The organism is Mucilaginibacter sp. (genome assembly GCF_041663085.1).
Classification (GTDB): domain Bacteria; phylum Bacteroidota; class Bacteroidia; order Sphingobacteriales; family Sphingobacteriaceae; genus Mucilaginibacter.
In genome coordinates, this window is record NZ_JBAZRC010000003.1 from 102570 (window position 1) to 118455 (window position 15886).

Below are 15886 nucleotides of genomic sequence, written 5' to 3' on the forward strand. Positions count from 1 at the left end.
TATGAAGGTAACATCATTACTGTTTTTAGCGGTACTGGGCTTAAGCTCGTGCCAGTGGGGAACTCCGGCAAAACAAGTACCGGCTGCTATTTTTACGGATACACTTACTTACACCTACCAGGCCATACATGAGCGTGCTGCCGATTGTGGCAGTAAACCTGATAGTACCTGTACGGTGGTAAATATCAAGTATCCGCTTTTTAAAGGGCAGGGTGTTTTAAACGATACCATAAAACACAAGCTGCTTAACATATTTATGTTGGGCGAAAAGCCGGATACCGGACTCAATAGCCTGGCCACTAATTTTTTAAAATCGTACGCCGATGCCAAAAAGGATGATCCGCGTTCGGCAATGTTTTATACGCTTGAGAGCTACGTCAAAGTGATACGCCAGGATTCGGCTTTGCTGGCTTTGGAATATGGCGGCTATTCATACCAGGGTGGTGCGCATGGCGGCAGTTTTACAGGTTTTATTAACTGGGATACCAAAACCAATAAAAATGTGACGCTTGATGACATTTTAGTGGATGGTTATAAACCTCAACTAACCAAAATTGCCGAAAAGATCTTTCGTAAGAATGAAAAACTAACTGATACCTCATCGCTGAAGAACGATTACTTTTTTACAGATAATAAATTCGCGCTGAACGAGAATTATTCTATCACACCGGCAGGAATCCGGTTTGTTTATAACCAATATGAGATAAAGCCTTATGCCGCGGGGCAAACAGAATTGATAATCCCCTATTCACAACTCAAAACATTAATGCGGCCAAAGTCTGTCGCTTCACAATACATATATAAAAATGCTGGTATTTAAGTTCGGCGGTGCGTCGGTTAAGGATGCGCAGGGTGTTATAAACCTGGGCAATGTGGTTAGCACTTATTCGGGGAATGAAATTTTAGTGGTGGTATCGGCCATGGGCAAAACCACCAACGCGCTCGAAAAACTGACCGATGCCTATTTCAACGGTGCAGATGATCTGCATGAGATATTCGAAGAGATAAAAAATTATCATTACCAGATAGCACATGAGCTATTCGGCGAAAGCCACCCTGTTTTTGATGAGATAGCCAATACCTTTGTGGAGATAGACTGGGCTATTGAGGATGAACCGCATGATGATTACGACTTTATTTACGACCAGATCGTATCCATTGGCGAACTGGTATCTACCCGCATTGTAAACGCCTGGTTTAACCATAAAGGTATCACCAGCAAGTGGCTTGATGTTCGCGGCTATATACATACCGATAACACCTATCGTGAAGGCGTGGTTGATTGGGACAAAACCCGTGCAAGCATCCAAAAAGATATCCCAGCCATGCTTAACAAAGGCATTGTGGTAACACAGGGCTTTTTAGGCGGCACGTCAGAGAACTTTACCACTACCCTTGGCCGTGAGGGTTCTGACTACACGGCATCTGTTTTTGCTGCCTGCCTTGGTGCCGAATCTGTTACTACGTGGAAAGACGTGCCCGGTATTTTAAACGCCGACCCAAAGTTTTTTGCCGATACCATTAAGTTTGATGAACTAAGCTACCAGGAAGCTATAGAAATGACTTACTATGGCGCAAGTGTTATACACCCAAAAACCATAAAGCCGCTGCAAAACGCCAATATACCGTTACTGGTTAAACCGTTTACACACCCCGATGCACCGGGTACAGTGATCAAAGAAAACGCGGTCAACAAGTTTGAAAAGCCGGTTATCATTATAAAACAAAAGCAGGTTTTGCTATCCATATCCGCTAACGATTATTCGTTTATATCAGAGAGCCATTTGAGCGAGATCTTCGGCTTGTTTGCCAGGTACCACGTAAAGATGAATATGATGCAAACATCAGCCCTGAGCTTTACCGCCTGTATTGATTACACCACCGACCGCTTTGAGAAACTATTACAAGCCCTTAAACAAACATTTAAGGTGCGCTATAATAACGAGCTCACCCTTATTACGTTAAGGCATTACACTGATGAAGCAGTTATGGAATTAACAGCCGGTAAAACCATATTAATGAAGCAAACCAGCAGGAACACCGCGCAGGTGGTATTAAAGTAGCAACAACAGGCACGAAGCCAGAACAGCAGTAAACGTATTCAGAAAGTTTACTTCGTTATTGTTCATATAACCCTTACGCTCCGGCGTGGCTCCTAAAACCGAATCGGCCAGGTTGCCGATGGTGCCGGCTATCAGGATGTTGAAGAATGTTCCGTTCCAGCCGAACGTAAATGAATAAACGCACGCAATAGCGGCCGAGCCCGCTATGCCCATAAGTGTACCTTCCAGGCTGATGACGCCATCCCTGCCCTTTTCATCCGGCTTTAAATTAAGTATATTATAAAATCGCCTGCCATAAACCGTACCCAGTTCTGATGATAAAGTATCTGCGGTAGCCGATGCGAAGGCTGCTGCCATAAATACTGTTGCCAGTAGTGTATTATCGGGCATGGCGGTTGCCAGTATCCCTAATATTGCGGGTAAACCGCCGTTGGCCAATACTTGCCGCGCATCGCGTTTTTCGGAATGAGCACCCTCGCCCGAATTTCTTTTTTCCTGCTTTTTGTGGGATGTTGCTACTGTAGATAGTACAAAAAACACAGTCAGCATGGCAATACCTGTATAGCCAGTACCAATGTAAATGCATAAGCCAATAAGCCCGCCGGTAATTGCCCCGCCCTCGGTTAGCTTACCGGTTTTGTAACTGGTATAGCTGGCGGCTATCAGGACGATCAAAAAAACAAGTTGGGGTATTGGCATTGTGGTATCAAACATAAAAATTTTTTGTCATCCTGAGCGATAGTGAAGGATCTATTGGTGAAGTGTGTCTATTAAACATTCAAATAATTTGCCTGTCCTTTCGAAACGATAGTGAAAAATTTTGTTCATATGACAGGTAGCGAACTCTGCTTATTACATACTTTGCATAATGAACAAGATTTCTCCTCGTACCTCGTTCGAAATGGCATTATGGAAAAATTACTAAATGCTTCGCTATCGCTCATCATGACGCCTGGTTACATAAAAACGCCCTTAGCTTTTGCTAAAGGGCGTTTTGGGTAATTGATCTAAATTATTATTACTTGTGATTTTCGTGCTTGCGGGTGTTGTCCCTGTTTGATGTTTGATCGGAGCGCTGGCCACCGCCATTGCTTATCCCCTTTTGTTTTTGTGTTTCCTTAGCGTCGTTAAAAGCGCGGTCGGCAGTTGATGAACCTTGTGCGCTGGTGTTGCCTTTAAAATCCTGGGTTTTCATAACAGTTGTATTTTAGTTTATAAATAGGCTTTAGCAGCCTTTGTTATATCCTTGCAACAACTGTGCCTATCTGCTTTGGTAAATAGTATTATAAACCTCCATCAGGTACATAGCTTCCAGCATAGAGGCATTAAAGTCGTCCCATTCGGTATCGGTGAATACAAAATTAATATCACGGTTTGGCGTACACAATACTACCCTGTCAGATCCATCGGGGAACGGAAAGCACCTGTCCTCAAAATCCATTTCCTGCGTAAAGCGATGGAAAGACATGAATTGTTCGGGCGTAAAACACAGCATCAAATTTTGGTGCCATATATTTATCATTCCGCAATCGGCACAATGGCTTATTACCGATTGGCCCTTCTGGGTTAGTATCCTGGTTTCGCACATAATGGTGATGTTTTAATTGGTGCCTGTTTCGCCCGCGGCAAACGCTCTAAAATACCGCAGGCAAACACAGGACTTATTATCTTTAATTATTCATTTCTAGGGCTATTTTAATGTTGTGCTGCCATCTGCCTGGTAAGCAAACCTGAAGGTGTAAAACCTTGAAGCCGGCCTGGTTGCTAAATCGGCAAATGTTGGCGTGGTGGTATCCGGGTTGCCTTTGTAGTAGCTTTTCATTTCAAGTTTGGCATATTTGCCATCGCTTGTTTTTATGACGATGATCTTGCCCGGTACCGGTAGTATAGCATGTTGTGGTGCAGTTTCGGCAGTGTAAGTGTACCAGCCAGTAATTGCGTTTGCGCCTGTAGCATCGGTTTTATAACCATCAGTTGGTGCTGTAGCAAGGTCGGCAAAGGTGTTGTTTACTACCTGTGCCTGTGTTGTGCCTGTACCAGATGTACCACCATTTACAAAAATGCTTGTCGCGGTGAATTTTATGTCCCATTTATTGCTGGTGATATCGGTACCGGTTACTTCGGCGTTTTTGCTTAAGCTGTAATAAACATCACGGCCTGTGCCGTCTAAATCGGCAACGGTGTTTACCGTAAGGGTAACAGGTTTTTCAGGCTCAGGTGCGTTATCGTTGTCTTTTGAACAAGATGTTACCAATAAAGCAGTGCTGCTAAATAATACTAATGCAAGGGTTTTAAATTTATTCATGTTGTTGGGTTAAGTGTGTATATAATTTTTATTGTTTATTAAAATTGTAAGTAACACCCGCGTATATCAGTGTGCCCGCCAGGTTGCTGATGGCGCCGGGATTTTTGTAGTTGCCGATGTTTTCACCCGTTACCTGTAAGCGCAACTGGTTGTTAAGGAATAGTTTTGATACTGATGCGTTGAACAGTACATAACCTTTTACATACTCGTCATCGCGGTTTACAATACCGTTGCCATCCACATCCGAGAAGCCGTAGCGGCCGCGGTAAATGGCACGTACCGATGTAATAATGCCGGTTTTCTCGTCCTGGTAAGCAATGCGGGCATTGGCCATATATTTCGATCTGTTAAGCAAACCACCGTACTGGCTCTTCTTCACCTTGATGGTTTCGCGGGTAGCCTGGTCGGTACCAAATACCTGCCCTGCTTTTATCTTATCGAGCACACTTTGGTCGTATGCTTCCAGGTATTGCATACCGCCGGCAACCGTCCAGTGGGCTAAAAAGTTATAGCTGATATCTGTTTCGGCGCCCTGCGTGTATACATTGTGAATATTGAAATATGAGAATACCGACTGCCCGTTTGTTTTGATGGCGATGGGCTGCGAATCTATCAGGTCGCGAATGTTGTTACGGAATACATTAACGGTCCACATGAGGCCGGTAAAAGGCTTATAGCGGTAACCAAAGTTATATGCGGTAGAGCTTTCGGCATTTAGGCTTTGGAGCGTTGCGGGGTCTATCAGTACCGTTTGTATCTGCCCCTGATCTTGCAGTTTCTTTAGTTCGGTAGCTGCTTCTTCATAACCGAATACGCTGTAACCCACAATGGCGTTAGTAAAATTCAGGTATAACTGCCTGAAATCTGGTGCTTTGTAGCCCTTTCCTGTAGATGCAAGCACAACAAACTTGTCGCTAAACTGGTAGCTGGCCGCCAGTTTGGGGCTAAACTGCGAGCGGTAAACGCTGTGCGCATCAAAGCGCCAACCTAAAATAACATCCAGTTTTTTCAACGGTGTCCAGTCTGCCTGCCCATAAGCATAGCCCGACTGGAATGTTTTTTTATCGTTATAACGGGTAGCTTTTACACTTTCGTCCTGCCCGCCAACACCGCCGGTAAAGCGTAAGGTATTGATGATCTTGTAATCACCCTGCAGTTCGGCGCGGTTAAAGTTCTGGTCAAAAAAGGTTTCGTCATAAACAGAGTTATCTGTGTTGTTTATTAAAAGAGATTTGGTGCTGTAGCCCGCATGATAAAGCCTCACATCCCCCGTAAACTTATCTGTAAAGCGGTGTGTTAACCCTGCCGAGGCATTCAGGTTTTTTTCGGTACCATCACCGGTTATGCGGTCATTATCAACCAAAAAGTTATTATCGGCAGTACTGGTGTAATCGCGCACCTGGAATTTAATATGGGTGCGGTCACTGAATTTATAACCCAGGTTGCCGTTTAGCGTGTACCCGTAAAATGGCGATACTGTTGGGCTGCCAGATTCTGGCACCAGTGTATAACCGCTGCTGCTGTACCTGTTTACAAAACCCGATAAGGATAATCGCTTTGTAGCATAGGCGCCGTTTAATGATACATCGGCGTTTTTATTTGTGCCGTAACGTACCGAAACACTGCCAGATGCACCTACCGGTGGTGTTGCCGATATAATATTGATAACCCCGGCCATGGCCTCGCTGCCGTACAGCGAAGATACCGGGCCTTTAACTATCTCTATCTTTTCGATGTTATTTGTGGTGATGCGGGATAGATCGAGGATCCCGGTTGTGCGGCCTATCAGCGGCAAACCATCCAGCATGATCATGGTATAATCGGGGCTGAAGCCTTGTATCTGTATCCCCTGCCCGTGTGCATCAGGTAGTACACTTAGGCCGGTTTGTTCGTTTAGTATCTCGTTTAAGCGTACCAGGCCGCGATTTTTAATTTCTTTATTGCTGATGGTGGTTACCGGCATAGGTACCTGCATCATGCTTTTATTAGTACGCGTAGCGGTAACCACTACCTCTTTTAGTTTTTTGGTTTTTGATATATCGGTAGACAGGGTATCTGCATGCTGTGCTTTGGCATTTATTGTCAGGACGAATAACAGGCAGAAGAAGATATATTTCATTTATTTAGACTAATTAAAAATAATGATGCAAATTTGCGGTAAGATTAGCGACTTGGTTAACGCCAAACGGATTGAAAACAACGCCAAACGGATTTTATGCACCTTACCTTTATATCTTCTTCATCCGCAGAAAAGAAACTGGATTTAAGCTACCCCATTGATTTTGCAGGATCGGTGCATTTTGAAGAGCGTAAAACAGAATTATCCGAAAGCTGGGGGAAATTCAAAGCCAAAGAATTATGGTTTGAGGGTGCCTGTATTATACAAAGCGAAGCCATTTTAAAAGAGCCATGTACCGTAAATATTGGCTGCAATAGCTTTTGCTGGCTCATGAATTTTATGCAAACCGGCCAACTAACCTTACAACTGGAAAATATTAAAACCATCCAGTTAAATGAAGGTGACCAGCATACCTTTTACACCCCGGCATTAAATGCAGAATGGGTTTTAACGCGGTCGGCCAGGATGTTCACCATATGCCTTACACGTAAGTTTATCAGTAAGCTAATGGGTAACGATACTATCAAATTATCATTAAATGAAAACGCGAAGCTTATTGCAACGGGTAATTACAAACACACCCGGTTGCAGGCTGTTATACAAGAAATAACAGAGGCTGCACAACCGGGAGTTATCCGACGCATATACCTCGAATCGAAAGTATTGGAATTGCTCTCTATACAAATGCACCAGGCAGATACTAAGGCGGCGACAAAGGGCTTTAGCAAGGATGATGTGGCACGGCTGCAGGAAGCAAAGCAGATCATCGCCCAAAACCTGCAGACGCCGTGCTCATTAATTGAACTTGCCCGCAAAACCGGCCTCAATGATTTTAAGTTAAAAAAGGGTTTTAAAGCCCTGTTTGGCCATACGGTTTTTGGTTATCTGTATGAACTGCGTATGGATAATGCTTACCGCCTTTTACAGGATAGTAAAGCCGTTAGCGAAGTTGCCGAAATTATAGGCTATAAAAACCCGCACCATTTTACCGCTGCATTTAAAAAGAAGTTTGGCTTTTTGCCCAGCCAGGTGGCTAAAATGGCCGGTTAGTATTTTAAGCCAGATTTTTAAAAACAAATATTCGGCTTGTTTATTGCTTTACCAGAAGCATGGATAAGTCAAAGCAAGTTGTATTAAGCGGCCAGTTGAAATGGGTAGAACGGGTAGCATCCATCATGGATGATAAATTCCGTATACCGGGTACCAGTTTCAGGTTCGGCCTCGATCCTGTCCTTAACCTTATTCCTTTTGCCGGCGATATATCGGGCTTTGTAGTGTCGGCAGCCTTGCTTTATGTAATGGCCAAAAATGGCGTAAGCCGCAAAGTGCTAATACTTATGGCTGTTAACATTAGCATAGATGCTGCAGTAGGCGCTATACCCTTATTGGGTCAGATCTCTGATTTTTATATCAAAGCCAACACCCGCAATATCAAACTGCTCAAAGAACATTATAATGAAGGTAAACATGCAGGCAGCGGTAATGGCCTTATAGCCATTTTACTTATCGTATTATTTGTAGTGATGAGTGCAATACTTTACGTTAGTTACCTTACCCTGCACTGGCTATTTACACATTTTTAATAGTGCTTTACTCGCGCTTAAAGGTATAAGGCATTTTGGTGATGGTGCCTGCTGTTACTGATGCCAGATTAACCGAAATTATCCCGCCATTTTCATCGTAATTTGTTTTTGATGATGTAAAACTAAAGGTGCCTGTAATGGTTTTTGCATCAGTGTCTACAGCCGAAATGGTTAACGTACCCGAACCCGGCTGTACGGTTCCGAATGATTCAAAAACATATTCGCCGTTCGTGTTCTTTTTTTGAATGGAATAAGTAAATAACACATTAGAGTTTGCCGTAACATTATAGGTGCCCAATGTAATGCCGCTGTTATCTTCAGGTGTTGGGTCGGTTAGCGTTATATCTATCTTTTTTTGATCCTTAACACCGCCGCAGGTAAACACCTTTGTTTTGGCTGTAGCGTTGTAGGTTATACTTGCCGATACGGTATCGGGTGTCCAAACCGGTGAGCCGATGTAAGCCTGGAAAACCGGTGTTGGGGTTGTATCGGCAGAACTGCTTTTTTTGCAGCTTTGAGACAAGATAACCACAGGGATGATGAATAGGAAAAGTGCGTTTTTCTTCATTTTGAGATACATTTTGAGCCTAAGCTAAACTGTATTTCAAACAAAAAAATCCGGTTTACATATTTTAACAAATAGGTAAATCCCGTTGCTTAAAGCGTATACCCCATTAAATTTATATATTATTGATTGTAAGCACTATTGCAGCCGTTAAAAGGCTTTTGAGGGCAAATTACAACAAAAACCTTTTACATTATTTAACACTTTAAATGTTAAAAATATACACAACCCTATGGTTTAACAGGTTTTATATGCAGATGGCATTAGCGTTAAAGTGAAACTACATATTGTTGCCATGGCAAAAGGTTTAGGGGATGTAAGCTAATAATAATTTGATTATAGAATTATAATATAATGCATACAACTTTTAAGAATATATTATTATTTAATAATTAGCTGTATTGGTAAATTGAGATGAACGTGCATGTGCGCCAACTGCTTTGCTCATTCAATACAAAAAAGGCCGCCTCCCTTGCAGGAGCGGCCCTTAACTAAACCAACTTATGAAAACACTCTTCGAATTATTTTATAGCTATTTCTCTTGATTGAAACTTAGCTTCTTCTCTTTTTGCAACGGTTAATTTTAAGATACCGTCGGTGTAATCGGCTTCAATTTTTGAGTGGTCTACAGAATCGGGTAAGGTGAATGACCTTACGAAAGAGTTGTAGCTGTATTCGCGTTTGCTGAATTTTTTTGTTTCTTCTGCATTCTCAGATTTCTTTTCGGCAGATACGGTCAAGATATTTTTATCCAGGTTGATCTTGAAATCTTCTTTCTTTAAGCCCGGTACTGCTAACTCAATGTGAAACTCGTTATCGGTCTCAGCAATGTTTACAGCTGGCACACGTGCAACTAATTTGTCGCCGATGTATGAGTCGTTCAATAAAGAATCGAAAACATCGTTAAAGAAAGGATGTGCGTTATTTTTTAGTCCGTTGTTAAATTTAACTAATGTCATGGTTTTATATCTCCTTTAAATTTTGTTTTGTTAATTTGCAGAGATGAGTTCAACTGTTGTACCAACAGGTAAAAAACCATTTTTGCAAGACAAAATGACTGAACTATTCAATCTTAACCGACAAACTGTCTTAATATGGCTGAAAAACTAACCGATTACAAGTATAAAACAGATGTTGCTATCCGGTTTTCGGATATCGATGCGCGCGGCCATGTAAATAACGCGGTGTACCTAACCTATTTTGAAGTAGCCCGTTTCAATTACTGGCGCGATGTTGCCAAATGGAATTTAAAGGAAATTGGGATAGTGATTGGCCGCTCAGAGATCCATTACTTAAAACCGGTTACTATTGATGATACGCTGGTTTGTTATGTGCGTGTTACACGTATAGGTAATAGCAGTTTTGATATAATGCACGTATTAGCCAAGGTAACTGATAAAGGCGAAGAGATTTGCACCACTTGCAAAACGGTGTGCATCAGTTATGATTATGCCACCAATAAATCTACATCTATAGATAAAGAAGGCCGTAAGAATATGATAGATTACGATGAGCCAAGACTGATTTTGAATACGAATTAATGCTGCGGATGTGCGGATTTTAAATGTGCAGATATGCAAATGCCCTTCTCGGCAGGTACAGCAATAAAGCCGTGGTTTTTATTGCACCTCATTTAACAACGGTAAACAAACTGTAGCAACTGTTCCCGCCCCATTCTCACCCGCAGTAATACTAAACTTTGCCACAGTGGTTTTAGTCTGAATGTTTATCATTTCTATCCGCTCTTTGATAGATGTAATGCCGATAGATTTTTCTTTAACCCCGGCAAGTTTTTTGGGCATTTTAGCGCTCTTTTCCATTCCCAAACCATTATCTGATACGGTTATACATATACCTGTCTCTGTTTTAGTTAATCTCACCTCCAAATGCGCATCACTCCTGCTTTCGGCAATTAAACCGTGCAAAATGGCATTCTCTATCAATGGTTGAATGAGCATTGGCGGCAAAACCAGTGTTTTTAATTCCAAATTCTCATCAGCAATAAAGTTATAGGTAAATACGTGGTTGTAACGGGTGGCCTCCAGTTCGGTATAAAGCATCAAGGCCTTCCATTCCTTATCGGCAGTTACCAGGCTTTTGGTAGAGTTTTCGAGGATCAGCCGTGTTAAGGAAGCGAACTTTTGGATCAGCCGGGAGGCTGTTTTCCGGTCGCTATCCATAATATACGATTCAATAGAATTTAGCACATTAAACATAAAATGCGGGTTCATTTGCGAACGGATAGCCTTTAATTCGCTTTCGGATAGTTGGTATTGATGGAGCAGTTTTAACTCATTCTGGGCAGCTTCCTGCTGTTGCAGGGAGTTTTTGAACCGCAATTGCCTGATACGGTAAATACTGATGAAGAAGACGGTAATAGCAATCAATACCACCAGTAAAATGATCAGGTTCCGTTCGTTCTCTTTGGTTTTGGCATCGGCGAGCACTAATTTTTGCTTATTAATAACCAAACTATCCTGCTTTTGCCGCAGCTCGTATTTAGCGCTCATTTCGGCAACGGCTTTATTGATGCCATCTATATTAATACTGTCTTTAGTTACTTCCTCCAGGTTTTGAAAATAAAAGGCTTTATCAAAAGCCCTTTGCCGGCCGTAGGCATAAGCGAAATTATGGTACAAGGCAACCTTGTTGGCATTAGCAATATATGGTGTTATAAACTGTTGTGCTTTTTTAAAGCAAACGATGCTCTCATAAAGCTTATCTTGCTGCATCAGGCAGTCGCCCTTGTTAGCATAGGCGGTAAACAGGTCGGTACTATCGTTTGATATGGTTAATCCTGATATGGCTTTATCGTAATAATTTAAAGCAGTGGGATATTTCTTCATCAAAGAATAAATATCACCAGTTAATAACAAAGCAATATTTTTTGATGAATTATGTTTAGAGTTATTCGCACTTACTTTATTAAAGTAGGAAAGGGACACATCATACTTATTTAAGCCTTTATAAGCAATACCCAGGTTATTTAAACAATCGAACAAACTGGTGCTGTCTTTCATCAGCCGGGTATAAACTAACTGCCTGTTCAGATAATCGATAGCTTTTAAATATCGCTGCGTAAATACCAATTCAATACTCCCCAAGTGGTTGTACAAAAAAGCAAGCGTGGCGTTATCTTTTTTGCTTTCACTGTATTTTACGGCCTCGCCATAATAGTAAATAGCAGAATCGATCTTATTCAGCGCCTCGTAATTACTGCCCAGGTAAGTGTTTACCCAATCTGCATAGGCGGTGTCTATACCCTTCAGGGTTTTGGCTTTAAGCAAAAGTTTTATAGCAGCATCGTACTTTTGCACTTGCGCACTATCAGCCGCCGCTTTTGTAAGCGCCTTAAAACTGGATTGCGCAAAACATGTAAAATATAAAAGCAACAGCGCTGTAGCTAGAAGCAACCGTGGAGGCTTCATCGCTATCGCTGTATGTTAAAATATAATCTCAGATTTTGCAATATCTGGAAAAGCTCATCATGAGGCATTGGCGGCGGGTTAGGAATCTTTTTCACCGGTACTGCCTGCGTACTCACTAATTCGCCACCTACATAGAATTGCGCAATAATCTCCCGGCCATTTACTTTGATAGATATTTCGCTGTTATTGAGGTTTGCACCCTCTTTTACAGAGAAATTTACGGCAAGCGGCGATTTAGTTTTGCGTAACTGAGCGGCCGAGCTAACGGGTGATTTAGCCCGTGCAATTGTGGAAAGTTTTTTGGTTGAACTCATGTCTCAAAAGTGTTTTTTAGCGTAAATTTTAACAGCAAGATAAGCACTATAATTTATTTTACTATCAAATTCACTCATACAAACCACTCCTTCACTCATTAAAACAGGGCAATTTACCCAAAAACTTAAAAAATCTTTCCGGGGTTAAGTATTCCGTTCGGGTCAAAAATTGCCTTAATGCCTTTCCAGATGGCAAAATGTACCGGCGTATATTTAAGCGACATAAAACTCTTTTGAACCAGGCCGATGCCATGCTCGCCGGATAATGTACCGCCTAAAGCAACCGTTAATTCAAAAACTTCGGTGATGCCATCTTTTAGTTTGCTGTTCCAGTCGGCATCGCTCATGCCTGCTTTAACGATGTTTACGTGCAGGTTTCCATCGCCGGCATGGCCGTAACAAACAGATTCAAAACCATATTTAGCACCAATCTCTTTAATGCCTTTTATCAGTTGAGGTAATGCCGCACGTGGTACAACAGTATCTTCTTCTTTATAAACCGAGTTTGATTTTACTGACACCGCCATGGTACGCCTGATGCGCCAAAGCTCCTCCTTTTGGGCGGATGTATCTGCAAAAAGCACTTCGCGGCAATTGTGTTGTTCTAAAACTTCGTTTATTTTTTCGCAATCGGCAAATATTACATCCTGGTTGGTGCCGTCGGCCTCTATCAGCAGGAAAGCCCCTATCCCATCTTTCAGGTCGAAATTGATGCCATCATGCTCTATCACCCATTCAATGCCTTTGCGCTCCATAAACTCCACTGCAGATGGCACTACCCCTGCCCTGAATATGGCCGAAACAGCAGCGCAGGCATCCTCGTTTGTGGCAAATGATGCCAGCATCAGCGCATCCAGCGTTGGTTTGGGGATAAGTTTGGTTACTATTTTGGTAACGATGCCCAGCGTACCCTCACTTCCTATCAGCAATTGGGTTAAGTTATAACCCGATGCATATTTTAGCGTGTTGGCGCCGGTCCAGATCACATCACCGGATGGTAAAACAACTTGCAGGTTCAATACATACTCGCGGATGGTACCGTATTTAACCACCCGTGGGCCGCCGCTGCAATTGGCCACATTGCCGCCAATAAAACAGCTGCCCTTGCTTGCCGGGTCTACCGGGTAAAGCAGGCCTTTTTCGGCAACCGCGTTCATGAAAGTTTCAGTAATAACACCCGGTTCAACAGTGGCCTGCAGGTTTTGCTCGTCAATACCCAGTATCTTATTAAAAAGCTCCATAGATATCATTAAACCGCCGTTTACAGCCAGGGCGCCGCCAGCCAGCCCAGTACCTGCGCCACGTGGGGTAACCGGGATCAGCTGCTCGTTACAAAACTTCATCAAAGCCGATATTTGCTCAACCGTTCGCGGTTTTGCCACAACTTCCGGATAATAAACCAGGTCCTCGGTTTCATCGTGACTGTAATTTTCTATCGCGGTATGGTCAGTTAATATGTTATCCGCGCCAACAATGGCAATTAATTGGTTAAGTATATCGGGCGTTATTTTAGTATAGGTAGTCATGGCAGTGAATGTTATTTATGGTAACTAAGCGTAATAACCGATTGTTTTAGTGGCCCGCGGAATGGCGGCCTTTGCTTTTTTATAGTTACTACGGCTATCTCTATAAATATAAACTCAGTTGTAATGCGGTTAAGTATAGCCTGGGCAACGCTTTCTATCACTTTACGGGTGTGCTTCATTTCCTCTTCTATAATGGCATACAGCACCTCGTAGTTTACGGTATTGCTCAGGTTATCTTTTTCCACATCTATATCGGCATAAAAGCCAACCTGTACATCAACCAAAAAGTGTGTGCCTATCACTTGTTCTTCGGGGTAAAAACCATGGTAGGCATAAAACTCAGCGCCTTCTAAAGCTACATTTATCATGTTTCAAAAGTAATGGAATATTTGAAGGTTTAAAATTTGCATACGGGCTATTTTACTCACCCCGACTACGCTGCGCTAGCCGACGCTCTCTGCTTCGCAAAGAGGGTTAAGATATTTTTTTACCCTCTTTCCGCGCAGCGAAGAGAGGGTCGCGCACGTAGTGCCGCGGGGTGAGTTAACCTAATAAGGATGTTTGGAAAATTTTTCTCAAAAAAACTTTCACACCAAAAAATATGTTTAAACCGTTTAAACCTACTTTTTGCCATAAAACAGCCTCTGCTTATTAAAAACAACGATTTGAGCTTGTTTAACTAACCCGTAAATGCCCTATATTTGGCCAACCAACTATCAGAACCATGGCTAAGACCGACCTGTACGAAGCACCGGATTACTACCTTTTAGACGAACTTTTAAGCGAAGAACACAAGCTGATACGTGCCAGCGTGCGCGATTGGGTGAAGAAAGAGGTAAGCCCTGTTATTGAGGATTACGCCCAAAAGGCCGAGTTCCCGAAACACCTGTTAATGGGTTTGGCAGAGATAGGCGCTTTTGGCCCAACTATCCCGGTTGAGTATGGCGGCGCAGGGCTGGATTATATGGCTTATGGTATCATTATGCAAGAAATTGAGCGTGGCGATTCGGGTATCCGCTCAACCGCATCGGTACAGGGTTCATTAGTGATGTTTCCTATCAACGCTTATGGCAGCGAAGAACAAAAACATAAATACCTGCCCAAACTGGCCAGCGGCGAGTTGATGGGCTGCTTCGGTTTAACCGAGCCCGACCACGGCTCTAATCCCGGTGGTATGGTTACCAACATAAAAGATGCCGGCGATCATTATATTTTAAACGGGGCCAAAATGTGGATCTCTAACTCTCCTTTTGCTGATATAGCCATTGTTTGGGCCAAGGATGAAGAGGGAAAGATCCGCGGCTTGATTGTTGAACGCGGTATGGAAGGCTTTACTACGCCCGAAACGCATAATAAATGGTCGTTGCGTGCATCGGCCACCGGCGAACTGGTGTTTGATAATGTTAAAGTGCCAAAAGAGAACCTGTTGCCAAATGTATCGGGCTTAAAAGGCCCGCTGGGTTGTTTAAACCAGGCACGTTACGGCATAGCCTGGGGCGCATTAGGTGCTGCTATGGATTGTTATGATACTGCCCTGCGCTATTCAAAAGAGCGCGTACAATTTGGCAGGCCTATAGGCGGTTTCCAACTGCAGCAGAAAAAACTGGCCGAAATGATCACCGAGATAACCAAGGGTCAGCTGTTGGTTTGGCGACTGGCTACTTTAAAGAACGAAGGCCGTGCTACCGCCGCACAGATATCGATGGCTAAACGTAACAGTGTTGAAATTGCCATAAACATAGCACGTGAAGCGCGCCAGATGCTTGGCGGTATGGGAATTACCGGCGAATACCCAATAATGCGACATATGATGAACCTTGAGTCGGTAATTACGTATGAAGGTACACATGACATCCATTTACTGATTACAGGGATGGACGTTACGGGCGAGAATGCTTTTAAATAGCTGCATATAATTTATAGCTTAAAGTAGTAGAAATTGCCGCTTAATATTATATTTGTGTAACGATAATTCCCTACTAC

The 15886-nt window shown here is 42.8% G+C and carries 17 protein-coding genes; 6 read left to right on the forward strand and 11 right to left on the reverse strand.

Features of this window, described 5'->3' with window-relative positions:
* The first annotated feature begins 1 nt into the window (after position 1).
* Positions 2-820 carry a DUF3298 domain-containing protein gene (locus WC615_RS02305; protein ID WP_372976529.1) on the forward strand — a complete coding sequence of 273 codons (819 nt, stop codon included), beginning with the start codon at positions 2-4 and terminating at the stop codon, positions 818-820.
* The gene (locus tag WC615_RS02310) at positions 807-2063 is read left to right on the forward strand and encodes an aspartate kinase (protein WP_372976530.1); all 1257 of its coding nucleotides are present in this window, start codon (positions 807-809) and stop codon (positions 2061-2063) included. The genes WC615_RS02305 and WC615_RS02310 overlap by 14 nt, the downstream gene beginning before the upstream one ends.
* Here the strand turns inward: WC615_RS02310 and WC615_RS02315 are convergent.
* The 5 genes from WC615_RS02315 to WC615_RS02335 form a co-directional block, all read right to left on the reverse strand.
* Positions 2055-2777, reverse strand: coding sequence for a TIGR00297 family protein (locus tag WC615_RS02315; RefSeq protein ID WP_372976531.1), 723 nt, complete (start codon positions 2775-2777; stop codon positions 2055-2057). The two genes, WC615_RS02310 and WC615_RS02315, sit on opposite strands and share 9 nt — an antisense overlap.
* 304 nt (positions 2778-3081) lie before the next feature.
* Positions 3082-3258 (reverse strand): hypothetical protein, encoded by a 177-nt coding sequence (locus WC615_RS02320; RefSeq protein WP_372976532.1) that lies wholly within the window; start codon positions 3256-3258, stop codon positions 3082-3084.
* 66 nt (positions 3259-3324) lie between these two features.
* Positions 3325-3651: a DUF6686 family protein gene (locus WC615_RS02325; protein ID WP_372976533.1), complete on the reverse strand. Its 327-nt coding sequence runs from the start codon at positions 3649-3651 to the stop codon at positions 3325-3327.
* Between the two features lie 102 nt (positions 3652-3753).
* A complete protein-coding gene (locus tag WC615_RS02330; RefSeq protein ID WP_372976534.1) occupies positions 3754-4368 on the reverse strand; it encodes an HmuY family protein in 615 nt (204 codons plus the stop codon).
* A 28-nt stretch (positions 4369-4396) separates the two neighbouring features.
* Positions 4397-6487 carry a TonB-dependent receptor plug domain-containing protein gene (locus tag WC615_RS02335; protein ID WP_372976535.1) on the reverse strand — a complete coding sequence of 697 codons (2091 nt, stop codon included), beginning with the start codon at positions 6485-6487 and terminating at the stop codon, positions 4397-4399.
* A gap of 96 nt (positions 6488-6583) precedes the next feature.
* On the opposite strand from WC615_RS02335, the gene WC615_RS02340 reads away from it, so the two are divergent.
* Both WC615_RS02340 and WC615_RS02345 read left to right on the forward strand, forming a co-directional pair.
* Positions 6584-7537: a helix-turn-helix transcriptional regulator gene (locus tag WC615_RS02340; protein WP_372976536.1), complete on the forward strand. Its 954-nt coding sequence runs from the start codon at positions 6584-6586 to the stop codon at positions 7535-7537.
* 59 nt (positions 7538-7596) lie between these two features.
* On the forward strand, positions 7597-8070 hold the full coding sequence (locus WC615_RS02345; RefSeq protein WP_372976537.1) for a DUF4112 domain-containing protein: 474 nt from the start codon (positions 7597-7599) through the stop codon (positions 8068-8070).
* Positions 8071-8077: 7 nt separating this feature from the next.
* On the opposite strand, the gene WC615_RS02350 is transcribed toward WC615_RS02345, so the two are convergent.
* A complete protein-coding gene (locus WC615_RS02350; RefSeq protein WP_372976538.1) occupies positions 8078-8638 on the reverse strand; it encodes a DUF6252 family protein in 561 nt (186 codons plus the stop codon).
* Positions 8639-9156: 518 nt separating this feature from the next.
* Entirely contained in the window at positions 9157-9594 is a 438-nt protein-coding gene (locus tag WC615_RS02355) for an Hsp20/alpha crystallin family protein (RefSeq protein WP_372976539.1), read from the reverse strand.
* A gap of 135 nt (positions 9595-9729) precedes the next feature.
* Here WC615_RS02355 and WC615_RS02360 point away from each other — a divergent pair, with 135 nt between their 5' ends.
* Positions 9730-10176 carry an acyl-CoA thioesterase gene (locus tag WC615_RS02360; RefSeq protein WP_372976540.1) on the forward strand — a complete coding sequence of 149 codons (447 nt, stop codon included), beginning with the start codon at positions 9730-9732 and terminating at the stop codon, positions 10174-10176.
* 78 nt (positions 10177-10254) lie between these two features.
* On the opposite strand, the gene WC615_RS02365 is transcribed toward WC615_RS02360, so the two are convergent.
* From WC615_RS02365 to folB, 4 genes are all read right to left on the reverse strand, one after another.
* Positions 10255-12063 carry a histidine kinase gene (locus tag WC615_RS02365; RefSeq protein WP_372976541.1) on the reverse strand — a complete coding sequence of 603 codons (1809 nt, stop codon included), beginning with the start codon at positions 12061-12063 and terminating at the stop codon, positions 10255-10257.
* Between the two features lie 2 nt (positions 12064-12065).
* On the reverse strand, positions 12066-12377 hold the full coding sequence (locus tag WC615_RS02370) for a hypothetical protein (RefSeq protein WP_372976542.1): 312 nt from the start codon (positions 12375-12377) through the stop codon (positions 12066-12068).
* 125 nt (positions 12378-12502) lie between these two features.
* Positions 12503-13903, reverse strand: a complete 1401-nt coding sequence (locus tag WC615_RS02375; protein ID WP_372976543.1) for an FAD-binding oxidoreductase — start codon at positions 13901-13903, stop codon at positions 12503-12505.
* Positions 13904-13914: 11 nt separating this feature from the next.
* The gene (folB, locus tag WC615_RS02380) at positions 13915-14271 is read right to left on the reverse strand and encodes a dihydroneopterin aldolase (RefSeq protein ID WP_372976544.1); all 357 of its coding nucleotides are present in this window, start codon (positions 14269-14271) and stop codon (positions 13915-13917) included.
* Positions 14272-14627: 356 nt separating this feature from the next.
* Between folB and WC615_RS02385 the strand changes: the two genes are divergently transcribed.
* Entirely contained in the window at positions 14628-15809 is a 1182-nt protein-coding gene (locus tag WC615_RS02385) for an acyl-CoA dehydrogenase family protein (RefSeq protein WP_372976545.1), read from the forward strand.
* Positions 15810-15886 lie beyond the last annotated feature (77 nt).